Origin of the sequence: Sinomonas atrocyanea, assembly GCF_001577305.1 — a bacterium.
In the GTDB taxonomy this organism is placed as follows: Bacteria; Actinomycetota; Actinomycetes; order Actinomycetales; family Micrococcaceae; genus Sinomonas; species Sinomonas atrocyanea.
The window spans coordinates 3,064,668-3,087,883 of the sequence record NZ_CP014518.1 but is presented as its reverse complement, the minus strand read 5'-3'; the positions used below and the strand labels follow the sequence as shown (position 1 = coordinate 3,087,883).

At 72.4% G+C, this 23,216-nt stretch carries 17 protein-coding genes and 1 pseudogene; 4 read left to right on the top strand and 14 right to left on the bottom strand.

Translation table 11 applies throughout. From position 1 onward, the window contains the following. The first annotated feature begins 89 nt into the window (after positions 1-89). On the top strand, positions 90-854 hold the full coding sequence (locus tag SA2016_RS14180) for an EfeM/EfeO family lipoprotein (RefSeq protein WP_141305391.1): 765 nt from the start codon (positions 90-92) through the stop codon (positions 852-854). A gap of 63 nt (positions 855-917) precedes the next feature. Continuing rightward, positions 918-2,141, top strand: a complete 1,224-nt coding sequence (locus SA2016_RS14175; RefSeq protein WP_066499214.1) for a Dyp-type peroxidase — start codon at positions 918-920, stop codon at positions 2,139-2,141. 30 nt (positions 2,142-2,171) lie between these two features. Here the strand turns inward: SA2016_RS14175 and SA2016_RS14170 are convergent, their stop codons facing one another. Together SA2016_RS14170 and SA2016_RS14165 are read right to left on the bottom strand one after the other, a co-directional pair. Further along, entirely contained in the window at positions 2,172-2,921 is a 750-nt protein-coding gene (locus SA2016_RS14170) for a hypothetical protein (RefSeq protein WP_066499213.1), read from the bottom strand. A 61-nt stretch (positions 2,922-2,982) separates the two neighbouring features. Beyond that, positions 2,983-5,079 (bottom strand): LGFP repeat-containing protein, encoded by a 2,097-nt coding sequence (locus tag SA2016_RS14165; RefSeq protein WP_066499211.1) that lies wholly within the window; start codon positions 5,077-5,079, stop codon positions 2,983-2,985. Positions 5,080-5,420: 341 nt separating this feature from the next. On the opposite strand from SA2016_RS14165, the gene SA2016_RS14160 reads away from it, so the two are divergent. After that, positions 5,421-6,140, top strand: a complete 720-nt coding sequence (locus SA2016_RS14160) for a nuclease-related domain-containing protein (RefSeq protein ID WP_229710782.1) — start codon at positions 5,421-5,423, stop codon at positions 6,138-6,140. A gap of 61 nt (positions 6,141-6,201) precedes the next feature. Here SA2016_RS14160 and SA2016_RS14155 read toward each other — a convergent pair whose 3' ends face one another. From SA2016_RS14155 to SA2016_RS14140, 4 genes are all read right to left on the bottom strand, one after another. Then, entirely contained in the window at positions 6,202-6,717 is a 516-nt protein-coding gene (locus tag SA2016_RS14155; RefSeq protein ID WP_218030551.1) for a cupin domain-containing protein, read from the bottom strand. 97 nt (positions 6,718-6,814) lie between these two features. Then, complete coding sequence (locus SA2016_RS14150; RefSeq protein ID WP_229710784.1) at positions 6,815-9,580, bottom strand: ATP-binding protein; 2,766 nt, start codon at positions 9,578-9,580, stop codon at positions 6,815-6,817. Positions 9,581-9,675: 95 nt separating this feature from the next. Then, positions 9,676-12,156 carry a PEP/pyruvate-binding domain-containing protein gene (locus SA2016_RS14145; protein WP_066499206.1) on the bottom strand — a complete coding sequence of 827 codons (2,481 nt, stop codon included), beginning with the start codon at positions 12,154-12,156 and terminating at the stop codon, positions 9,676-9,678. Positions 12,157-12,164: 8 nt separating this feature from the next. After that, on the bottom strand, positions 12,165-12,566 hold the full coding sequence (locus SA2016_RS14140) for a VOC family protein (RefSeq protein ID WP_066499204.1): 402 nt from the start codon (positions 12,564-12,566) through the stop codon (positions 12,165-12,167). A gap of 178 nt (positions 12,567-12,744) precedes the next feature. On the opposite strand from SA2016_RS14140, the gene SA2016_RS14135 reads away from it, so the two are divergent. After that, positions 12,745-14,043: an alpha/beta hydrolase gene (locus SA2016_RS14135; RefSeq protein WP_066499202.1), complete on the top strand. Its 1,299-nt coding sequence runs from the start codon at positions 12,745-12,747 to the stop codon at positions 14,041-14,043. 7 nt (positions 14,044-14,050) lie between these two features. Here the strand turns inward: SA2016_RS14135 and SA2016_RS14130 are convergent, their stop codons facing one another. The 8 genes and pseudogenes from SA2016_RS14130 to SA2016_RS21490 all read right to left on the bottom strand — a co-directional run bounded on the left by SA2016_RS14130 (position 14,051) and on the right by SA2016_RS21490 (position 23,036). Next, on the bottom strand, positions 14,051-14,803 hold the full coding sequence (locus tag SA2016_RS14130) for an alpha/beta fold hydrolase (RefSeq protein ID WP_066499200.1): 753 nt from the start codon (positions 14,801-14,803) through the stop codon (positions 14,051-14,053). An 82-nt stretch (positions 14,804-14,885) separates the two neighbouring features. Beyond that, positions 14,886-15,278 carry a VOC family protein gene (locus SA2016_RS14125; RefSeq protein WP_066499196.1) on the bottom strand — a complete coding sequence of 131 codons (393 nt, stop codon included), beginning with the start codon at positions 15,276-15,278 and terminating at the stop codon, positions 14,886-14,888. 15 nt (positions 15,279-15,293) lie between these two features. Then, a pseudogene (locus tag SA2016_RS14120) lies at positions 15,294-15,999 on the bottom strand (response regulator). Position 16,000: 1 nt separating this feature from the next. Further along, positions 16,001-18,532: a DUF4118 domain-containing protein gene (locus tag SA2016_RS14115; protein ID WP_066499193.1), complete on the bottom strand. Its 2,532-nt coding sequence runs from the start codon at positions 18,530-18,532 to the stop codon at positions 16,001-16,003. Between the two features lie 49 nt (positions 18,533-18,581). Further along, a complete protein-coding gene (gene kdpC / locus SA2016_RS14110) occupies positions 18,582-19,163 on the bottom strand; it encodes a K(+)-transporting ATPase subunit C (RefSeq protein ID WP_066499191.1) in 582 nt (193 codons plus the stop codon). A 10-nt stretch (positions 19,164-19,173) separates the two neighbouring features. Further along, on the bottom strand, positions 19,174-21,297 hold the full coding sequence (gene kdpB / locus SA2016_RS14105) for a potassium-transporting ATPase subunit KdpB (protein WP_084249537.1): 2,124 nt from the start codon (positions 21,295-21,297) through the stop codon (positions 19,174-19,176). After that, complete coding sequence (gene kdpA, locus SA2016_RS14100; protein WP_084249536.1) at positions 21,294-22,934, bottom strand: potassium-transporting ATPase subunit KdpA; 1,641 nt, start codon at positions 22,932-22,934, stop codon at positions 21,294-21,296. Before kdpA ends, kdpB begins: the two co-directional genes overlap by 4 nt. 3 nt (positions 22,935-22,937) lie before the next feature. Further along, positions 22,938-23,036 carry a potassium-transporting ATPase subunit F gene (locus tag SA2016_RS21490; RefSeq protein WP_141305390.1) on the bottom strand — a complete coding sequence of 33 codons (99 nt, stop codon included), beginning with the start codon at positions 23,034-23,036 and terminating at the stop codon, positions 22,938-22,940. Between the last annotated feature and the right edge of the window lie 180 nt (positions 23,037-23,216).

Genomic DNA, 23,216 nt, shown 5'->3' with positions numbered 1-23,216 from the left:
TCATGAACTTGCATCCTAATTCTGGGTAAGGTTAGGTTTACCTTGCTCGGGGTGCCCGGGCGTCCGATCCCGACCCGCCGAGGTGACCCTTGCCTGCAGCCGCGCCGCCCAGCACGATGTCCGACGCCGTCGCCGCCTACCACGTTTACGTCGCCGCGCGCCTGAAGGAGCTACGCGCGCAGGCCGCGGGGCTGCGGGCCCAGATTGCGAACGCGGACCTCGGCGCCGCCAGGGCGACCTGGCTCGAGGCCCAGCAGACGTGGCAGCGGGTGGGCGCCGCCTACGGCAGCTTCGGCGACCTCGGCAACGCCATCGCCCCCGGGTCGCGAGGCCTCCAGGGAGGCGCGGCAAGCCCTCGGTTCACAGGGCTGCGGCGCATCGAGTACGGCCTCTGGCACGGCCAGGGCCCCGGCGAGCTCGTGCCCGTCGTGGCCAAGCTGCTGGCCGACCTCGATGCCCTCGAGGCCCACCTTCCGGAGACCGCCGTGGACCCGGCGGACATGCCGCTGCGGCTCCACGAGATCCTCGAGGACTCGGTGCGGGACCACCTCTCGGGCCTCGGGGACCAGGGCTCCGGCATGGCACTGGCCCTGACCCGCGCCGACGTCGAGGCCACCCAAGAGGTCCTCGCCACCCTCCGTGGCCTCCTCGAGCGCCTCAGGTCCGGATACCCCGCGGCCCTCGACCAGCAGCTGGGCTCCCTGGCCGCCGCGATCGACGCCACCAAGTCCGGCGGAACCTGGACCCCCTACAGCCAGGTCCCGTTGGCGCAGCGGCAGCGGGTCAATGGCGCGATCGGCCGCGCCCTCGAGTCGCTCGCCCTGGCCCCAGCGCTGTTCTCGACCGACGACTGACCCGGCATCGACGACTGAGCCGGCCCCCCGCCGTCGGCCGTCACCCCAAGCGAAAGAACCACCGTGGACCTCCAACGCCGCACCTTCCTTGTCGGAGCCGGGGGAGCGGCCGCAGCCGGCATGCTTGCCTCCTGCGCAGCCCCCACAGCCGCCGAGCAGGCGCCCTCCGACACCGTGGACTTCCACGGTGACCACCAGGCCGGGATCTACCGGCCCGCCGCGCAGCAACAGGCCTCGTGCTTCGCCGCGTTCCGCGTGCTGGCTGCCGACCGGGCCGAGCTCAAGGCTCTCCTGCAGCGGCTCACCGTCAAGGCCCGCCTCCTCGGCGGCGGCCACAAGGCGGCCGATACGCTCCCCGCGGTCGAGCAGACCGGCGTCGACGGGGCCCCGCCGGTCAACTCCGGCGTCATGGGGGAGGACGTCCCCGCGGCGAACTTCACCCTCACGCTCGGGCTCGCCAGCAGCCTCTTCGACAACCCGGCCTACGGGCTCGCGTCCAAGAAGCCCCGGGGCCTGACCGAGATGAAGGTCTTCCCCAACGACGCCATCGACGAGGCGTGGACCGGAGGCGACCTGATCCTCCAGCTGTGCGCCGACTCGGCGGACATGGTCCACTACGCGCTGCGGGACATCATGAAGGCCACCCGCGGGCAGCTGCAGCTGCAATGGAAGGTCAACGGCTTCCACAGCGCGCCCCGGCCCGCCGGGGCGCCGCGCAACCTCTTCGGCTACAAGGACGGGATCGTCAACCCCGCCGAGGCCGAGCAGCTCGTCTGGGTCCGCGGCGGCACCGGGCAGCCCGCCTGGGCCGAGGGTGGCACGTTCATGGTGGTCAGGATCATCCGCATGCTCGTGGAGTTCTGGGACCGCGTGGGCCTGGGCGAACAGGACGGCATGATCGGCCGGCACCGCGCCTCGGGCGCACCCCTGGGCCAGCAGAACGAGACCGACACACCGGACTACGCCTCGGACCCCGACGGGAAGACGATCCGCCGCGACGCCCACATCCGCCTCGCCAACCCGCGCACCCCGGAGACCGCGGGCTCCCGGATGCTGCGCCGGGGCTACAACTACGAGATGGGGATCGACCTCAACGGCAACATGCAGGCCGGCCTGATCTTCGCGAGCTTCCAGCAGGACATCCAGGCCCAGTTCGAGGCCACGCAGACCCGCCTCATCGACGAGCCGATGACCGACTACATCCAGCCCTTCGGCGGCGGCTACTTCTTCGTTCCCCCGGGCGTGAAGGACGGCGACGGGTACCTCGGGGAGGGACTCTTCGCCTGACGGCGGCCCTGCCGCGGCGCGGCGGGGGCGTCAGCCGAGGACGGCGTTCACCAGGGGGATCAGCTCGGCGGCCGAATCGGCCGTGACATTCGCCCCGGTCTTGATGGCGGTGGCACCGAGATTGCCCTTGACCCCCGTGACCGTCAGCGTGGTCTGCTTCTGCCCGGTGGGCAGCGTCTGGATGATCAGCGACCCCACCGAACGGTCCCCGTGGGTCGCCTCGGTGAGCCGCCGGACCTGGGTGATGACCGTCTGGCCGCTGATGTCCATCCTGAAGGTCGAGCACTGCCCCAGCGCGTCGGCCGACTGCTTCGTCTGGCCGGCCAGCTGCGCGGGGTCCTTGGCGGACACGGCCGTTATGACGGTCACTGTGTGGTCCGCGACGGAGATACTCTGGCCGGCCGCGTAGGTCGCCCCCTCCGGGATCTGGGCGTTGCTGTTGGCGAGCGCCGCGCAGACAGAGGGCGTGATCACGGCGGCCTTGATCGCCTGCTTCGCGACGATCATGCCCTGGTTGATCTGGGCAGCGGGGATCACCGTCAGCGCGCGGCCCTGGCTGTCCTTCAGCCCCTCGATGACCGTGGCGAGTTCCTCGTTCGTGTACGCCTTCGTAGTGGGCGTCGGTGTCGGTGTCGGGGTTGGGGTGGGCGCGGGGGCCGCGGGCGCCGACGACGCCGACGCTGATGACGGCAGGGCCGTGCTTGCGGACGTCGCGGTTGCCCCTCCGCATCCGGTGAGCGCAGCGGCAGCCGATACCAGGATCGCGACAGGCGCGAGCATTCTTTTCATGTGTTTCCCCCAATTTCTGTCGAAGAGCGGTGTTTCTGCAGAAGCTCTGTGGCTACGAGACGGTGATGGACCCGTTGGCGTAGGTGATTTTGCCGCTCTGGAAGTTCTGGGCTGTGCCGTTGGGAACGGAGTAGATGTTGCTGGTCGGGTAGCCGAGGCGGCCGTTCTCGAAGCCGAGCTGGCCGTACCGGGTGCGGATCGGTCCGGAGGACGCGTGGGCGCCCGTGGCCGGGGACCAGACGATCGCCCCGCCTTGGTACATCTGGTAGACGCCGCCGCCCTTGAGACCGCCGATCTCGTCGCTGGTGGGGTAGCCCATGATGCCGGTCTCGTAGCCGAGCTGGCTGTAGCGGGTGCGGATGGCGCCGGTGGATTCGTGGGCGCCGGTGGCGGGGGACCAGACGATGGCCCCGCCCTGGTACATCTGGTAGACACCGCCGCTCCACAGGCCGCCTGTCTCCTCGCCGGTGGGGTAGCCCATGGTCCCGTTCTCGTACCCGAGGCGGCCCCACTCGGTGCGGATTCCCCCGAGGGACGCATGCGCTCCGGTGGCGGACCAGACGATGGCTCCGCCCTGGTACAGCTGGTAGATGCCGCCGTCCTTGAGCCCTCCGGCCTCGTCGCTGGTGGGATAGCCGAGGACGCCGTTCTCGTAGCCGAGTTGGGCGTAGCGGGCGCGGATGGCGCCGGTGGAGGTGTGGGCGCCGGTGGCGGGCGACCAGACGATGGCCCCGCCCTCGTACAGCTGGTACACGCCCCCGTCCTTGAGTCCGCTGACCTCGTCGGTGGTGGGGTAGCCGAGGACGCCGCTCTCAGGGAAGCGGATGCCGCCGGACTCTGGGGTGACCGCGAGCCATTCGCTGCGGATCGCACCGCGCGAGGCAATCAGGCTCTTAGTGCCTCTGTAGAGTCCGTAGAAGACGGCGCCGCGCTGGTAGGTGCGGGACTCCCAGCCGTCGGCGGCGATGCTGACGGGGCCCGTGGAGGCGCCGAGCCCCCAGGCGGCCGCCTTCGTGTCCATGGCCTGGCCGTCGTTCGGCGGCAGGACGGTGAAGGGCACGGCCGCTTGGCTGTAGCGGCCGATGGCGTGCAGTCGGGCCGGGCCGATGGGCAGGTCCCGGGGGAGGACATCGGTGGTGTAGGTGAAGGTGCCGTCGGCACGCGCGGTGACCTCGCCGAGCACTAGGCCGTAGGCCGAGGTCTCGGCTTCGAGGTCGACGGAGATTGGCTCTCCGGCTTGGAAGCCCCTGCCTGTCACAGCGAGGGTCGAGCCGAACCCTCCCGAGGTGGGCGAGGAGCTCAGCTCGGCGGTCACGTTCAGGATCACGGTCCGTGTGAGGCTCCCGGGCGAGTTGACCGTCACCCGGTGGTGTCCTTGGTAGGCATTGGCGGGAATGGTGATGTCGGCGGCGAACGTGCCGTCCGCACGCACAGTCGGCGAGCCGACGGGGACGGTGTTCGAGGGGGTGGTGTCGAAGGTGATGGTCGCAGCTGACCCGGGGACGTAGCCGGTGCCGGTCAGGGTGACCGTCGCGCCGGCGGGCGCCCCGTACGGATCGGGCAGGGTGGAGAGGGCCAGCGTGGGTGCCGGGTAGGGCTGGCACGAGGCAGGGAGCGCGCCCTGGTAGTCCGGCACAATCGCGGGGCCGTAGAGGTAGGTGGGGTCGCCGAGGCGGACCAGCCCGGTCGCATCCGTCAGGCCCGCATCGGGGTCGCTCAGCGTGGCGGCTACGGCCAGGCCGGACAGCTGGCAGGAGTAGTCCAGGGTCCAGTCGCCGTAGGTGCGGGTGCGTGCTCCCGTTACGCCGGTGATCGGATTGCCGGCGGAGTCGTGGCACGTCGTCGCCGTGTCGCTGACCGTCGTTGTCGGCCATTGCGACAGCGGCGGCGAGGCGTACGTCGAGGCTCCGATCGTCGTGTTCACCACGCCGTTGGGGTGGTAGCTGACGGAGATGGGGACGCAGCGCGGATCCGTGTAGGTGACGGTGGCACCGAGCGTTACGTGGTACGGGATGGTTCCGGAGCCGTTGGTACTGCCGGGAGAGAGAGTGCCCGTGATGATCCACCAGCTGGGGACGGGATCGGCTGCCGAAGCCGGCGCGGCACCGCCGAGGAGTCCGGCGCCCAGAAGCGCGATTCCAGCGAGCACGGCAAAAAGTGCGCGAATGCGCGCTGACATCGTTTTCAAGAGTCCCCCAGAGCCCCAAGCCGGATCAGTGCGATAAGACCGGCTGGGTAAACGTTAGCCGCCCGAGGTCCAGCCGACAATGCCGCAAATTTCCGCTCGCGAGGTCCTTGCGCCTCGCCAGGGAACGTTAGGCTGACGCTCATCAGAGATGGGGGATCTGTGGCACGCACTCGCAGAGGCACACTCATGGAGAAGGCCAGATCCTTCCCGCGGGGGTCCTCGTCACTATGAAGCAGATGAGACTGCGCTACGCCGGAATATGCCGGCTCTGCGGCACCTCAATTCCGGCCGGCACACAGGCCGTGTACGAGAGCGAAACGAAAACAGTCCGCTGTCTGGAATGTTTAGCGCACGCGGAGAAACCCACGCGGCCGCCACCCGCCCAGTCCGGGGTTGCCGGCGCCTCGGCCCGGCGCGAGTACGAGCGCCGCAAGGCCAAGGACGAGCAGCGGCTCCGCGAGAAATGGGGGCGGCTCGGCGGCCTCGCCGTCGCCCTCTCCGACGAGCGGCAGAGCACCAAGGCCTGGGAGACCGGCGCCGTCGGCGAGCAACGCCTCGGCGCCCGGCTCGATTCCTTCGCCGGCCAGGGAATCGTTGTCCTCCACGACCGCCGCATCCCGGGCTCGAAGGCCAACATCGACCACATCGCCATCACCCCCAGCGGGATCTGGGTCATCGACGCCAAGCGCTACAAGGGCCGCCCCGAGCTCAAGGTCGAGGGCGGCTTCCTGAGGCCGCGCACCGAGACGCTCGTCGTCGGCCGCCGACACTGCACGAAGCTGGTCGACGGGGTGCTGAATCAGATCGACGTCCTGCGTCCCCACCTCCCGGACGTGGCGGTCACGGGCGCGCTCTGCTTCGTCGAGGCCGATTGGCCGCTGATCGGCGGCTTCTTTGCCACGCGCGGCGTCCATGTAGTCTCGCCCCGGCGGCTGGGCAAGCTGCTCACCCGGGAGACCGACGGGGCTATCGACGTCGCCAACGTACGCGACGTCCTCGCCGCGGTCTTCAGGCCTGCCTGAGTCCGGCCCGGCCGCGCCCCTGCGTCACTGCAGCACCTCGACGGTGCCGCGCTCTCCGTGGTCAGGCTGCAGAGATGTCGGCCAGGACCTCCTCAGGGGTGAGCTCGTGGTTGTGCGTGCCGCGGGCGTGCTCGCGGACGGCGGCCACCAGGTGGTCGAGCTGATCGGCGCCTGCGACGCGGAACTCCACCCCGCAGGGGCAGCGCCCTACGTAGCCCGACGCGGCCCCGCCGGTCGCGGCGAAGTCGATGATGGTGCAAGGCTCCTCGCCGACCACCCAGGCGTCGTGGCCGGGGGCGACAACGTGGGCGTCACCGGGGCCGAAGTCGTACTCGCGGCCGTCGTCCATGCGCACGTGGAAGCGTCCGGAGACGACGTAGCCGGTGTGGGACACCTGGCACGAGGCGGTGCCGACAGTGGGGGCGATGTCCCCGGACCAGGTCCATCCCGGCTGGAACACGGCCCGGGCGATGGTAGCGCCCTGGAGGTTCACGACTTCGAGCGTGCCGTGCTCCATGGTGTGCGTCTCATCGGGGGATTCGAGGCTCTTCGCTTCGAAGGCCGTCTGGATGCTCATCTCGGGTTCCCTTCTCGCTGATCTTCCGGTGGATGCATCCAGCGTGCGCTCAGGGATCCGCACGGGCATCGGGAGTACCACGTAGTGCTGGGCCCGGCTACGTGGTCGGTGTCGATGGGGGCTGGCCGCTGGCCAAGCGGGCGACGAGTTCGGTGCGGGATCTGGCACCAGCCTTGCGGAGGAGCGATTCGACGTGCTTCTCGACCGTCCGGGGCGAGAGGCGCAGCTGCGAGGCAATGTCCCGGTTCGGCAGCCCCAAGGAAATCAGCCGGAAGACGTCCGCCTCCCGCGGGGTCACGCCCACGTCGGCCCAGGGGTTCGGCTCGAAGGCCTCGAGGAGTTCGCCGCAGCGGCGGCTCATCCCATCGAGCCCGCGGGCCCCGAAGCGTTCCGGCGCGCCCCGGAGCCACTGGACTGGATCCCCCCAGCCGCCGGCTCGGGCGGTCGGAGCGGCGAGGAGCCGGGCGAGGTCAGCCCAGCCTTCGCAGTTGGTCCACTCCCTGTCGGCCGCTGCTGCCAACTCCTGTGCCCGGTGCGCTTCGCCGCGGCCTCCGGCCAGCACCGCCTCTGCGTAGCCGACGAGCGCGCGGTTCAGGCCGAAGGACACCACATCGAGTCGGCGCGCCTCCTGGATTGCCTCCTGGGCGCGGCGGTCCCCGCAGGCGGCGAGGACGAGGGGCCAGAGCGCCCGCATCGAGGCTGGTTCGGCGTGGGGCAGCCGGGCCAGGATCATGATCCCGTGCCCCCACGGGCCCAAGGCCTCCCGGTCCTTGCCGCTGAGGAGCAGGGCCATCCCGCGCGCACTCCACCCGAAGCCCTCCAGCATCGCATCCTGGGGCGCGGCGGCCCGCGTCAGGGCCGCGTACCTTTCGGTGGACGCAACGTCTGCCCGCATGCTCGCGCTCCCGGCGAGCATGGCGAGCGCCTTCGCACGCACCTGTGCCAGCCCGAGGGGCTCGGCGATCGAGATGGCCGAGGACGCGTGGCGGTCGCACGAGTCGAGGTCCCAGCGGCAGGTGAAGGCGGCGGAGAGCTGCAGATCCAGGACTGCGGCGGTGCTGACCGCTCCCATGTCAGCGGCGGCGCGGCGGGCCTGGAGCAGCAGATCGACGCCTGCATGGTCGAAGAGGTCGATCGTGCCGAGCTCGTGCAGGGCGCGCAGGCGCCACAGCGGAAGGTCGGCGGCCTCTGCGGTGAGCAGTGCAGCTTCGAACGCTTCGCGGGCCGCGGGCAGATCGGCCGAGCGGCGGGCGCGTCCGAGGATCTCGTAGGCGTGGCACCTGATGGCAGGTGCCACGCCGTCGGTGGCGAGCGCCCGTTCGGCGAGCGCCGTCGCGGCCCCGTAGTCGCCTGATGACATCGCGAGGTCGGCCTCGAGCACCGCCGCCCACGCTCCGTGGTCCAGCACGGCCTCGAGGCCGCCCGGATCACGGGCTGCCAGATCGAGGTGATAACGGGCCATCTGCCAGCGGGAGGACGCTACGCCGGCCTGGGCCAGGCGAAGATGAGCCTCCACCCGGAGGTGTGAGGCCTGCGGATCCGTACTGAGTCGGGCGAGGAGGCGGCCGCCTGCCCGAGCGGCTTCGTCGACCCGTCCCGCCAGGGCCAGGGACTCCACGAGATCCAGCTCCGCCCTGGTCCCCGCTGCAGACCCGTCAAGTAGTTCGGCGGCGCGCTGCAGCGCTGCGGCGGCGGTGGACAGCGCTCCCCAGGCGAGTGATTCCCGCCCGGATTCTGCGAGCAGCCTCCCTGCCCGATGGCGGTCGCCGGCCCGCAGCGCCAGCTCCGTGGCCAGCTCGCGACGGCCCTGCCTGGGCCTTTCCGCGCGGTCCAGGGCAGCCAGGGCGGCCCTTGCCAGTTCCCGCTGGCGGGGCGGGATGACCCGATCCAGGACGGCTTCGCGGGTGAGGGCGTGGCGGAATGCCATCGACTGGCCCTCCACCGTCATGAGCATGCTGCCCACCGCTGCTTCGAGCGCGCGGACCACTGCGGCCTCGGGCTGGCACGTCATCGCCGGGAGCAGATCCCAGTCGAAGTGGCGCCCGAGGACGGCGGCGGCCTCGACGACCTCTCGCTCGGTCCGGGCGAGCTCGGCGAGGCGGCCCTCGACCGTGGCGGCGAATCCGGCGGGCACGCCCGGTGAGGCGAGGAGGTCCTCGACCAGGAGTGGGATCCCCTCTGACGTCTCCTGTACCCTCGTCGTCGTCTCGGGATCGGCATCGGGGCGACACGCCCGGACCATCTCGGCACACTCGTCCCCGCTCAGGCGCTCCAGCGCCAGGGACACCACGTCCGCGCTGCCCCGCAGCCTTCCAGCCAGCTCCAGCGCGGCCGAGGCCGGGCTGTCCCTCATGGTCAGCACCAGCAGGAGCCGCTGACCCCTGAGATTGCCGGCCAGGTACTCCACGACGGACACGGTCTCGGGGTCCGCCCAATGGAGGTCTTCCAGGACCAGGACAAGGCCCGGGCCGCCGACCCGCTCCACGACCCGCAGCAGCGCCTCGGCGCGAAGATCCGGCGGCACCTCCACGCGCGGTGGGGAGGCGCGCGGGGGCGTCGGCAGCAGCGGCCGCAGCAGCGCGAGCCACGGCCCCAGGGAGCTGTCATCGGGCAGGGGCACCAGACGCGACAATTGCGTGAGTGCTTCGGCAAGGGGGCGGTAGGGAGACGAACCGGATCCCGGCACAGCACGCCCGGTTGCGGTCGACACACCTAGATCCGCGGCCCAGCCGACCGCTTCCCGGACCAGCCGGGACTTTCCGACGCCCGGCTCACCGCGCAGCACCGCACACCGTCCGTCGCCCCGCAGCGCTCCTTCCAGCGCATCTCGGAGCGCGTCCAGCTCGGCCCGGCGGCCGATCACTACAGGGCACCGCGGCTGCCTCACTCCACCAGTGTCGCCACGGGGCTACGGGCGGACAAGCCGCTCGCCCTTCCGCTCCGGGCCGCGCCCCTGCCTCACTGCAGCACCTCGACGGTGCCGCGCTCGCCGTCGACGCGGAGGCGGTCGCCGTCGTGAATCAGCATGGTCGCGTTGCCGGTGCCGACCACGGCGGGGATGCCGAGCTCGCGTGCCACGATCGAGGCGTGCGAGAGCGGCGCGCCCAGGTCCGTCACGACGGCGGCGGCCCGCGGGAACATCGGCGTCCAGCCCACGTTGGTCAGCGTAGTCACGAGGATCTCGCCGGCTCGCAGCCGCGCGCCGTCCTCCGGGCGCGCAATCACCCGGGCGGTGCCCTCCACCACCCCGGGGGCGCCCGGGAAGCCGGTGATGCCCTCCTCGACGGGGACGGTGGCACCGCGGGCGTCGTAGAGGTCGGTGCGCCGCTCCGGGCTCGCGGCCCAGCGCACCGGGTCGAACCGGCCCACGATGAGCCTCGGATAGGGCGGCAGGGCGGCGTACCGCTCATAGGCGGCGCGCCGCGCAGGCACCCTGGCGAGCGCGGCGGCCTTCCCATCGAGCACGTCGAGGAGTTCCTCGAGGTAGAGGTGCCAGAGGTCGTCGCCGCGGCCCGTGAGCTCGCCGGCCCGCAGCACGAACTCGCGCACCACCCAGAACGTGCGCACCGACTCCGAGCGGGTGGCCTCGCGGTCGCGGACAATCCCGTTCCAGCGGCGCACCTGCTCGCGCAGCGCGGCCTCCCGGCGCGGGTAGCGCGCGGCGAAGCGCTGCCACGCCGCGTCCCGGGCCTGCCGCTGGCGGGCGAGCAGGGCGTCCGTGCTGAGCTGGAGGTCGTGGAGGCCGGCGAGCTGGGCGTCGATCCAGCCGGGGTCCTCGCCCGGCCGCGGCGCCGAGAGCTCGCACTCGTGCGGGCCGCGGTGCCCATACTCCCGGGCGAATTCGTCCCGTCCGATCTCGCCGCGGGCCAGCCGCGTCAGGCCGACCAGCAGGCCGAGGCTGGCCAGCCCGCCGTCGGCATTGACCCCGGTCAGCATCGCCTCGGCGTCCGTGCTGCCCATGAGCTTGCGCAGCCGCTCCCGCGTGTAGAGCAGCGTCCCGCCACCCTGCCGGCCCGCGGCCTCGAGCATCCGGGCTGCCGTGACGAAGAGCGGCCCGATCTCCTCCCGGTACAGGGCGGCCAGCTCGGCGGCCGTGCCGGAGGCTACGATGCGGGCGCGCAGGTCGGTACAGCGGCCGCGCGACTCGGCCAGGAACGGGCGCATCTGGACGAGGTTGGCGCGGGCCCGGCGCCGCACCCGGATCGCCCCGGGCACCATGCGCTTCAAGGTGGGCCAGTCGAGGACCTTCACGGTCGGCACGTCGAGGCCCTCCGGGATGCGCCCGAACACGTTGGCGACCGTGCTGGCCCAGCCCTTCACGTGCAGGGCCTTTACCATGGAGTAGATGGGGGTCAGGTTGAGGTAGAACCGGCCGCCGATGTTGCCCACGAGGTCGAAACCGGGGATGGCCGAGGCGGACATGGCCTCGTGGATGAAGAGCTTCACGAAGGACCAGGTGATCGGGGTCATGACGTCCGGGATCGCCTCCCCGAGATTCCCGCAGGTCCACAGGTACTCGCCCTTGGCAGTGTCGTTCCATTCCCCGAGCGCCGGGCCGAGCACGGTGATGGGCCGGGCCTGGACGATCGCGAACTGCCCCGCGCGGCGCACCCACTCGACGTCCATCGGCACCCCGTAGAGGTCCCGCACCCGCGCCCCGAGCGCGGCCAGCTCGAGCGCCTGCGGGGGAGAGAGGACGGCCTCGCGGCGCCGCTCCTCCGGCACGGGCCGCTCCTCGGTCCCGTGCGCGGTGCGCACGGTCATGACGGCCTTGTCACCGATCGTGGCGTCCGCCACGGCGCCGCGGCGGACGACGACGCTGTCCGGGATGACGTGCCCGCCGACCACCGACTCGCCCAGCCCCCACGAGGCGTTGATGAGGGTCTCCTCCTCGCTGCCGGTCACGGGGTCCGCGGTGAACAGCACCCCGGACGCGTCCGCGTCGACGAGCTCCTGCACCACGACGGCCAGCGCCACCGCGTCGTGGGGCACTCCGTGCTGGTCGCGGTATGCCACGGCGCGAGGGTTCCACAGCGAGGCCCAGCACTTCCGCACGGCCGCGAGCAGGGCCCCGCCGCGGACGTTGAGGTAGGATTCCTGCTGCCCGGCGAAGGACATCCCGGGCAGGTCCTCGGCCGTGGCCGAGGAGCGCACCGCGACCGGGACGTCCTCGCCGAGGCTGCCGTAGGCGGCCCGGATCTCCTCGGCGAGCCCGGCTGGCAGCGGGTGTTCGGCGAACAGCGCCGCCGTGCGGTGCGGGTCGCCGGGGTCGATCTGGTCGCGGAAGCCCGCGACGAACGCCCGGTAGGCCGCCGTGGTCACGCAGAACCCGCTGGGCACCGGGAGCCCGGCGCGGGCCATCCGGGCCAGCGAGGCGCCCTTGCCGCCGGCCGTCTCCAGATCGGCCGTCGGGTCGTCGAGCGGCAGGACCAGGTCCACCGGTGCGCCTACGAGGGCTCGAAGCCGATCAGCCAGTGGAGGCCGAACCGGTCCACAACCTGCCCGTCCGAGGCGCCCCACGGACGCTCCTCCAGCGCCTCGACCACGCAGCCGCCCTCGGCCAGGCCGTCGAACCAGGCCCGCAGCGTCGGCTCGTCCGCAGTCCCCAGGAGCGAGAGCATGAGGCCCTCCGTCCGCACGCCCGGGACCCCGGCGTCGGCGTCGGCACCGCAGAGGTGGACGACGCCGGTCAGCTCGCCGTGGGCAATCGCCTCGCCCGTCTCGTCGGTGCGGCCGAACTGGGCGCGCGTGTAGAGGGCGAGGTCGCCGCCGAAGACGCCGTGGTAGAAGCCGAGGGCCTCGCGGGCGTTGCCGGGGAACAGGACGTAGGGCACGGGAGCGGCTGACATACGCCACAGGCTAGGCCCCGTGCGGCCGGCGGGACAGCCCCGGCGCGGCGAGGCGCCGCCGTCGTCTGCGGGAACGCGGCGGCCGCCGGGTCGGATGCCCCCCGGTAACGCCCGGGCAACGTGCCGTCGGATTCACTCGTGACCACCACCGCGGGGGCCCAGGAGGGAAGGACAGCCCATGGGACCGCTCAGCGCGCTGGACCTGGTGGAGGGCCCCGTGCCGACGGTGGCCGTCTTGCTCGCGATCCCGGCCGGTGTCTTCCTCCTGGCACGCAGATGGCGCCGAGGGGCGCTGGTCCCGCTGCTGGCTGCCCTCCTCGCGGGAGGCACGGCGTGGGCCGTGGGGCAGTGGACGGTCGCCTCGGGCCTGAGCACGCATCCGCTGCCCCTGCCGGTGCTGGCCTGGATTGCCGCAGCGGCGTGTGCCCTCATCCTCGCGGGCGCTGGGCTCCGCGGCGGGCGTTGGCCCCGTCGCGTTCTGGCTCCCGTTGCGGCAACCCTCGTCCTGGCCGCTGCGTCCCTCCAGGTCAACGCGTACTACGGCTTCTACCGCACCCTCGGAGACGTCACGGGGGCCAGCACTGCGGATATCGCCCCGCTGACGAACGCCTCCCACGAGGGCGAGTCTGCGTCGAGCCCACCCTTGGCCTTGGCCCGATGGGCGCCGCCGCCGGACATGCCCGAGCACGGCCGGGTCAAGTCCGCGCACATCCGGGGCATGGTCTCGGGCTTCACCGCCCGGAGGGCCTACATCTACCTGCCCCCCGCGCACAGCGTCCCGCGGCACCCGGTGCTGCCCGTGCTCGTGCTCATCTCGGGCCAGCCCGGCTCGCCGTCCGACTGGCTCACGGCCGGCCGCCTCCAGCCCGTGCTCGACGCCTTCGCGGCGGCCCACCGGGGACTGGCCCCCATCACGGTCGTGGTCGACGCCAACGGCACGGCTACCGCCAACACCATGTGCATGGACTCGCGGATCGCCCGCGCCGACACCTACCTCGCCACGGATGTCCCGGCGTGGATCGCCGCCAATCTGGACGCCACCACCGACCATGAACGCTGGGCGATCGGGGGCTTCTCCTTCGGCGGCACCTGCGCCATCCAGATGGCCACCCTCCATCCGGGCACCTATTCCAATGCCCTCGATTTCAGCGGTGAGGCCGAACCCGCCCTCGGCCCCAGCCGGGCCGCGACTATCCAGGAGTCCTTCGCCGGGGATACCGCTGCTTTCGACGCCCGCACGCCCCTCCACCAGCTCAAGAAGCGCCACTACCACCACAGCTGGGCCTATTTCGCTGCAGGCGCCGAGGACTCCGAGTTCACCGCCTGCATGCACAGGGTCGCCACCGCGGCCACCGGTGCCGGAATGACCGTCCAGGCCGAGAGCATTCCGGCGGTGGGCCACTCGTGGCGGGTGGCTTCCGCCGCCTTGGGGCCGGCCTTGGACTGGCTCAGCCGCCGGCTCGCGCTCGCCCCTTGAGGTCCGGCTAAGAGCCCACCGGCGCGGCGGCATGCTCGAGCAGCAGCCGCGCCACCTGGTCCGCGTCCCGGTACATGAGCGAGTGCGGGGCGCCCGGGATCACGGCGGTGCGCGCGTGCGGCGCCGCGCGCTCGAGCGCCCGCGACCACGAGGGCGGAGAGGTGGGGTCCTTCTCGCCGGCGATGAGCAGGAGGTCCGCCTCGACGTGGCTGATGCGCTCCTCCATGCGGTGGGCCATCATCTCGCCGAGGGTGAGGGCCCACCAGCGCGGACCGCACAGGGCGTAGTCCCTGGCGAGGATCGCCTTGAGGCCCCACGGCTCGATGAGCCCGTCCTGGAAGAGGCGGAGCGCCTGGCGGGGCACCGTGCGCTCGCGCTCGTTGACGGTGGGGGCCAGGAGCGCGGCCTTGCGGACGTCTGGCCGCTGGAGCGCCATCTCCACGACTACCTGGGTGCCCATCGAGTGCCCCACGAGCATGGGGCTCTCGCCGCACATGCGCTCGAGGACCCGCCAGGTGGCCCGGGCGAACTCGCCCATCGACAGGGGGCGCTTGGGCTCGAGCTTCTTGCCGTGGCCGGGCAGCTCGATGACGTGGACCCGGCCGGCGGCGGAGAGCCGCTCGGCGAGCGGGCGGAAGTAGGCGGCGGAGGCGCCGATCCCGTGGACCAGGACGAACTCGCCGGGGCCCTTGCCCGCGCCGCGGATGCGGAAGGCGCCGGGGCCGGCGAATTCGAACAGCTCGCCGAACGGCTTGGGCACGGGCGCTCCTTCCGGGTCAGGGCCCGGTCATAGTACCCGTCGCAGCTGGGGGAGTCCCCCAGCCTGGGCCCGGGGCGGCGGATCACTCCCGGCGGGCGGCCCTCACCGCGGGAGGCGTGGCGCCCTGGAGGACCCAACGGTTGCCGTCGGGGTCGACCAGGTGTGCGAACTGCACGCCGCCCATGTCCTGGACCTCGCTGACCTCAGCGCCGCGGCGGAGGAGCTCCGCGCGGACCGCCGCGAGGTCCGGCACCACGAGCTGCAGTCCTTCGAGGCTGCCGGGGACCATGCCGGTCATGCCCGTGCCGATGACGATCGAGGCCGCGGAGCCGGGCGGTGTCAGCTGCACGACCCGCATGCCCGGGATGTGCTCCACATCGTGGTCGAGGACGAAGCCGAGCTTCTCGACGTAGAACGCCTTGGACCGCTCGACGTCCGCGACCGGCACCTGCACCACTTCGAGACGCATCTCCATAGTGCAACGGTATCCTCACCGGTCCTCGGACGGCCTCTCGCCCGCCGCCGGCACCTCGAAGCGGTACCCACGCCCGGCCTCGGTGATGAGGTGGCGGGGGTGGGCCGGGTCGGTCTCAAGCTTGCGGCGCAGCTGGCCCATGTAGACGCGCAGGTACTGCGTCTCCTCCGTGTAGGCCGGCCCCCAGACCGTCTGGAGCAGCTGCCGCTGGGTGACGAGCCGGCCCCGGTGGGCCACGAGCATCTGCAGGACGCCCCACTCGCGCGGGGTGAGGTGCACGCGCTCGCCGGCCCGGGTCACGGTCGCCGCACCGAGGTCGATCACGAGGTCGCCGGCGTCCACCACCCCGGCGGGGAGGGGTGGGCGGAGCGACGCTCGACGGCGCGCAGCCGGGCGAGCAGCTCGTCGAGCCCGAACGGCTTGGTCACGTAGTCGTCCGCCCCGGCGTCCAGCGCCTCCACCTTGTCCGCGGAGCCATGCCGGGCGGAGAGGACCACGATCGGCATGTCGGACCACCCCGGATCCCGCGGATCACCTCGGCCCCGTCGAGGTCCGGAAGGCCCAGGTCCAGCACGAGTACGTCCGGCGGTCGCGAGGCGGCCAGGCGCAGGGCCTCGGTCCCGTTCGCCGCGACCGTCACGCTGTAGCCCTCGGCGCGCAGGTTGATCTGCAGGGCGCGCAGCAGCTGCGGCTCGTCGTCGACCACGAGCACCCTCTTCACCTCAGTCCCCTTCCTCGTCGTGCGGCCCCGCGTAGAGGGGCATACGGATCACCATCGTCAGCCCGCCGCCCGGGGTCGGCTCCGCGGCGAGCACCCCGCCCATCGCCTCGACGAAGCCCTTCGCGACCGCGAGCCCCAGGCCGATCCCTGGCCCCTTCCCCTCGTCGCCGAGCCGCTGGAACGGCTGGAACATGGCCATGACGCGCTCGGGGGGCACGCCGGTGCCGTGGTCCACCACGCGCAGCTCGCTCACCGGGCGGTCCCCGATGCCGGGGGCGAGCAGACCCCCCGCCGTCGCGACTACCACGATGTCGCTGCCCGGGGCGTACTTGAGGGCGTTCTCCACCACGTTCGCCAGCGCCCGCTCGAGCAGGCCGCGGTCGGCATCGATTGCGGGGAGGTTCGGCGCAAGGTCCACCCGCACCGCCCCGGCCGGGAACTCCGCCAGCACCTCCGCCACGACCTCCCGCCAGGCGACCGGCTCGTGGAGCACGGACAAGGCCTCGCTGTCGATCCGGGACATGTCCAGCAGGTTCGCCACGAGGCTGTCGAGACGGCCGGCGTAGGAGCCGATGGCGGCGAGCATCTCCGCGCGCTCCTCGGCGCTCATCGCGGCGGACTGCCGCTCGAGGGCCGTCACGGCGAGGCGGATGCCCGCGAGCGGGGTGCGCAGGTCATGCGAGACGGCCCGCAGGATCGAGGTTCGGATCCGGTTGGCCTCGCCGAGCCGGACCGTCTCGCGCAGGCTCGTGGCGAGCTCTTGGCGCTCGAGCAGGGCCGCCAGGTGCGCCTCGAACGCGGCCAGCAGGCGCCGCTCGCCGCCGCTGAGCGGCCGGCCGCGCCACGCGAGGGTGAGCCCGGGGCCGATCCGGTCCGCCCCGTCCGCGCCGTCCGGGTCTGGCGGGGCACCCGGGCCGGCATCCGCGCGGACCGTCCACCCGCCGTCGTCCGCCGCCAGCAGGCTCACCGACGCGAGCTGGAACTCGTGCCGCAGCTGCTCGAGGAAGTCCGCCGGGCCCTGGTCCCGGGCCAGCGAGCCGCGGGCGAGCTCGGTGAGCGTGCCCGCCTCCGCCCGCGCCACGGCGGCGTCCCGGGAGCGGCGCGAGGAGACCCCAACCACCAGGGAGAACGCGACGGCAACCGCGAGGAATACGGCCAGGGCGAAGAAGTTCTGCGGGTCGGCGATCGTGAGGTTCCCCACCGGCGGGGTGACGAAGTAGTTGAGCAGGAGGGAGTCGAAGACCGCGGCGACCACCGCCGGCCACAGCCCCCCGATGAACGCCACAAGAACGACCGCGCACAGGTGCGCGAGCGCCTGCGTGGTGAGGTTGATCTCGGGGAACGGTGCGAGCGCCGCGGTCATCGCGATCGGCACGGCGAACGCGAGCACGTACCCGGCGACCGTGCGCGGACGCCCCAGCAACGGGGTCAGCCTGCGCCGGGGCGCCCGCCCGGCGAGGGAGTGGGTGACCATGTGCACGTCGATCTCGCCGGAGTCGCGCACGACGGCGGCCCCCACCCCGCCGCGGCCGAGGAGCTGCTGGAGGCGGGTGTGGCGCGAGACGCCCACCACGATCTGGGTCGCGTTGACGCTGCGGGCGAAGTCGAGCAGGCTCGCGGCGATGTCGTCCCCCGCGAGCTGTTGGAAGCTGCCGCCCAGGCCCTCCACGAGGCTCCGCTGGGCGGCCAGGTCCTGCTCGGATCCCTCCGCGAGGCCGTCCGGGGTGCGCACGTGGACGGCGAGGAGGTCGCCTCCGCTCACCCGCGAAAGGATCCGGGCCGCGCGGCGGATGAGCGCCTCGCCCTCCGGACCGCCGGTGAGGGCGACGACGACCCTCTCCCGGGCAGGCCACGTGTCCTCGATGTGGTGCCGCTCGCGGTAGGCCGCCAGGCCCTCCTCGACGCGGTCGGCGAGCCAGATGAGGGCGATCTCCCGCAGGGCCGCGAGGTTGCCGAGGCGGAAGTAGTTGGCCAGGGCGGCGTCGATCTTGTCCGGGGCGTAGACGAGGCCCGAGCCGAGCCGCTGGCGCAGCAGCTCGGGCGGGATGTCCACGAGCTCGATCTGGTCCGCGGCCCGCACGATCGCGTCCGGGATGACCTCCTGCTGCCGCGTGCCCGTGATCGACTCGACCACATCGTTGAGCGAGGCCAGGTGCTGGACGTTGACCGTGGTGAGGACGTCGATCCCCGCCGCGAGGAGCTCGTCCACGTCCTCCCACCGCTTCGCGTGCCGGCTGCCCGGGGCGTTGGTGTGGGCGTACTCGTCCACGAGGACGGTGTGCGGGGCCCGCTCGAGGACGGCGTCCACGTCCATCTCCGGCAGGCTCGTGCCCCGGTACTCGACGCTCCGCAGCGGCACCTGCTCGAGCCCCGCGGTGAGCGCCGCCGTCTGCTCCCGGCCGTGGTCCATGACGACCCCGACCACCACGTCGGTGCCGGCGGCGGCGAGGCGGTGGGCCTCCTCGAGCATCGCGTACGTCTTCCCGACCCCGGGCGCCGCGCCGAGGAAGATGCGGAGGCTGCCGCGGTCCATGCTCCCGATTCTTCTATGTCTTCCGGCCCGACCGCAGCATCCTCGCGCGCTACGTGAGCCGCGCGGCGAGGGCGAGGTTGAGCGTGGTGGTGTTCACGGCCGGCTGGCCGAGCAGCCCGAGGGCCGGGGTGGTGGTGGCTTCCGCGATGAGCTGCTGCACCGCAGCGGTGCTGAGCCCGGTGGCGCGCACCACGCGGGGGAGCTGCAGCTGGGCGTAGGCCGGGGAGATGTCCGGGTCCAGTCCGCTCGCCGAGGCGGTGACGGCGTCGAGCGGGACGGCCGACGCCGGCACCCCCTCCCGCGCCGCAACCGCGGCACGGGCCTGGGCTGCTGCCTTCGCCAGGGCCGGATCGGAGGGGCCGAGGTTCGAGGCGCCGGAGGCCGCCGGGTCCCACTTCACCGCGGAGGGCCGCGGGAAGAAGAGCCGGCTCTCCTTCTCGGGCACGGCCTGGGCGAGGAGCGCCGAGGCGGCCGGCTGGCCTCCGAGCCGGGCAATCGAGCCGTTGGCCTGGGCCGGCGCCACCGCCTGGCCGGCGCCGACCACCGCGAGCGGGTAGAGCACGCCGAGCAGCACCGTGGCCACAGCGAGGAACCGGAAGGAGGTGCCGAGCTGTCTGAGGTAGGCGTTCACCTGGGTCCTCCTAGTGCAGCCCCGGCACGACGGCCAGGAGCAGGTCGATGATCTTGATGCCGATGAAGGGGGCGATGATGCCGCCCACGCCGTAGACGAGCAGGTTCCGGCGCAGGGCCTGCTGGGCGCTCACCGCCCGGTAGCGCACCCCGCGCAGGGCGAGCGGCACGAGCAGCACAATGATGACCGCGTTGAAGACGACCGCGGCGAGGATGGCGCTCTTCGGGCTGGCCAGGCCCATGATGTTCAGCACGCCCAGTCCGGGGAATGCTGCCACGAACAGGGCCGGGATGATCGCGAAGTACTTCGCGACGTCATTGGCCACCGAGAAGGTGGTCAGCGATCCGCGGGTGATGAGCAGCTGCTTGCCGATCGCCACGACGTCGATGAGCTTGGTCGGGTCCGAGTCGAGGTCCACCATGTTGGCGGCCTCCTTGGCCGCCTGGGTCCCGGAGTTCATCGCGACGCCCACGTCCGCGGCCGCGAGGGCCGGCGCGTCGTTGGTGCCGTCGCCGGTCATGGCCACGAGCTGGCCGGCCTTCTGCTCGGCCCTGATGCGGGTGAGCTTGTCCTCGGGCGTGGCCTCCGCCAGATAGTCGTCCACGCCGGCTTCCCGGGCGATCGCGGCGGCGGTGAGCCGGTTGTCGCCGGTGATCATGACCGTCCGGATGCCCATCCGGCGCAGGGCGGCGAAGCGGTCGGCGATGCCGGGCTTGACCACGTCGGCGAGGTGGACGGTGCCCAGCACACGGGGCCGCCCGCCGTCGTCCGTCGCCACCACGAGCGGGGTGCCGCCGCCGCCCGCGATCGAATCGACGTCGTCGCGCACCCCGGGCGGCAGGTCGCCGCCGAGCTCGCGGACCCAGGCCGCCACCGCGGAGGCGGCGCCCTTGCGGTAGCGGCGGGGGCCGTCGTCGAGGCCGCTCATGCGGGTCATGGCGGTGAACTCGACAGCTATCACGTGGCCGCCGCGCCGGTGGTGGAGCTCGTCCAGGGTCGGGCCGGCTGCGCCGCGCTCGGCGGCGAGGTCCACGATCGAGCGGCCCTCCGGGGTCTCGTCCGCGAGGGAGGACAGCCGCGCGGCCTCGATGAACTCTCCCACGGGCACGCCCGGGGCGGGGAGGAAGTCCACGGCGCGGCGGTTGCCGAAGGTGATGGTGCCGGTCTTGTCCAGCAGGAGCGTGGTGATGTCCCCGGCGGTCTCCACGGCTCGGCCGCTCGTGGCGAGCACATTGTGCCGGACCAGCCGGTCCATCCCCGCGATGCCGATGGCGGGCACGAGCGCGCCGATCGTGGTGGGGATCAGGCACACGAGCAGGGCCACGAGGACCACGGGGGAGGGGACCGCGCCGGCGAGGTTGGCGAACGGCACGAGGGCTACGGTGACGACGAGGAACACGATGGTCAGGGCGACCAGGAGCACGTGGAGGGCGATCTCGTTCGGGGTCTTCTGCCGCTCGGCGCCCTCGACGAGGGCGATCATGCGGTCGATGAACGTCTGCCCGGGGTCCGCGGTGATCCGGACGACGATGCGGTCCGAGATGACCTTGGTCCCGCCCGTCACCGCCGAGCGGTCGCCGCCGGACTCGCGGATCACCGGGGCGGACTCGCCCGTGATCGCGGACTCGTCGACCATCGCGAGGCCCTCGGTGATCTCCCCGTCGGAGGGGATCACGTCCCCTGCCTCGCAGACCACGAGGTCTCCCTTGCGCAGGTCCGGGGCGGGGACGGCCTCTTCGGCCGGGCCACGGAGCCGGCGGGCGATGAGCCCCTCGCGTCCGGCGCGCAGGCTGTCCGCCTGGGCCTTGCCGCGGCCCTCGGCGAGGGCCTCGGAGAAGTTCGCGAACAGGACGGTCAGGAGCAGCCAGAGCGTGACAACGATGCTGAACACGACGTCGGGGCTCGCCTGGACGATCTGCACTGCGCAGGCCACGGCCGAGGCCACCGTGCCGATGAGCACCGTGAACATGACCGGCGAGTGGCGCATCTCCCGCGGGTCCAGTTTGGCGAAGGACTCGGGGACCGCGGCGAGGATGAGGCGCCGGTCGAACGCCCTGCGGCGCTTGTAGGCGTGCCCGGACAGCTCCGTGACGCGCGGTGAGGGCGTGTGGACCGGGGTCTGGGTGGTGGTCATCGGATGGTTCCCTCTGCGATGGGTCCGAGCGCGAGCGCCGGGAAGTAGTTCAGGGCCGTGAACAGGACGGTGACGGTGCCGAGCAGGCCGGCGAAGAGCGGCCCGTAGGTGGCCAGGGTTCCGGGCGAGGGCGGGATCGGCTCCTGCGCCGCGAAGCTCCCGGCCAGAGCCAGGACCAGGACCATGGGCAGCACGCGTCCCACCCACATGGCCACGTCCATGAGCGTGGAGATGAGCGGGTCCGAGGCATTCAGGCCGGCGAAGGCCGAGCCGTTGTTGTTCGCCCCCGACGTGAACGCGTACAGCAGCTCGCTGAACTGGTGCGGGCCCTGGGCCGGGGCGGCGGCCACCACGGAGGGGACGAGGACCGCGGCCCCGGTGAGCACGAGCACGAGGACCGGCGTCACCAGCAGGTACAGGGCCGCGAGCGTCATGTGCCGGGCCTGGACCTTCTTGCCCAGGTACTCAGGGGTGCGGCCCACCATCAGGCCGCCGAGGAACACCGCGACGACGGCGAGGACCAGCATGCCGTACAGGCCCGAGCCCACCCCGCCCGGGGCGACCTCGCCGAGCATCATGTCGAACATCGCCATGCCCCCGGCCAGCGGCGGCAGAGAGTCGTGCGCGGCGTCCACCGCACCGGTCGAGGTCAGGGTCGTCGCGGTCGCGAAGATCCCGCTCGCGGCCGGGCCGAAGCGCTGCTCCAGGCCCTCGCCGGAGGTCGGCCAGGCGGCGACGGCCCAGGCCATGAGCCCGGTCGCGAGGAGCCACAGCGAGCCCATCACCGTCAGGACCGTGTAGCCCTGCTTCCGGCTCCCGACCATCCGCCCGAACGTGTACGGGAGCGAGAACGGGATCGCGAGGAGCAGGAAGACCTCGAAGACATTGGTGACGGCGTTGGGGTTCTCGAACGGATGGGCCGAGTTCGCGTTGAAGTAGCCGCCCCCGTTCGTGCCGAGCTCCTTGATGGCCTCCTGGCTTGCGACCGGGCCGCCCGGGATGGTCTGCGCCGCGCCGGTGAGCGGGTTGTGCACCTCGGTGGGCCAGAAGCCCTGGACCACGCCGGCGATGACGAGCACGACGGCGGCGGCCACAGCGAGGGGGAGCAGGACCCTGACCGTGATCCGGGTCAGGTCCACCCAGAAGTTCCCGAGCGAATCGGCACCCTTCCGGACGAAGCCGCGCACGAGCGCGAAGGCCACGGCGATCCCTGCCGCCGCCGAGACGAAGTTCTGCACGGCGAGGAACGCCATCTGCACCACGGGCCCGAGGGTGGACTCCGGCGCGTAGGCCTGCCAGTTCGTGTTCGTGACGAAGGAAACCGCGGTGTTCATCGCGACCCACGGGTCCACGCCGGCCAGCTGGGCGCCGGAGAGCAGCGGCTGGAGGCGCTGGGCGGCGTAGAGCAGGGCCACGCCGGCCGCCGAGAAGGCCACGACGCTGCGCGCGTAGGCTTTCCAGGTCTGCTCGCCCTCCGGGGCGACCCCGGAGGCCCGGTAGATCCACCGCTCGAGCCGGAGGTGGCGCGGGCTGTCCGCGACCGCGGCGAGGTAGGCGCCCAGCGGCCGGTGCACCGCCGCGAGCGCGACGGCCAGGACCGCCACCAGGGTGAGGAAGGTCAGGATGCTGAACTGCACGGCCTACCTCCCGCCCGGACGGAACAGCTGGTCCAGGAGGTAGACGCACAGGCCCAGGGCCAGCAGGCCCAGCAGCGTCCACGAGACGACCTCGCCGCTCACGTCCTGTCCACCAGCTTCGCGAGCGCGGACACGGACCAGGCCATGAGGCCCGCGAGCACCAGAAAGATCGCCACGACGGCCAGATCGGCCATGACAATGCCCCTTCCGCAGGCCGCACCCTGCGGCCCTGCGGCACCAGTGAACCGCCGGGCCCGGGGCCCTGGAGGGGTCCTTGACCCT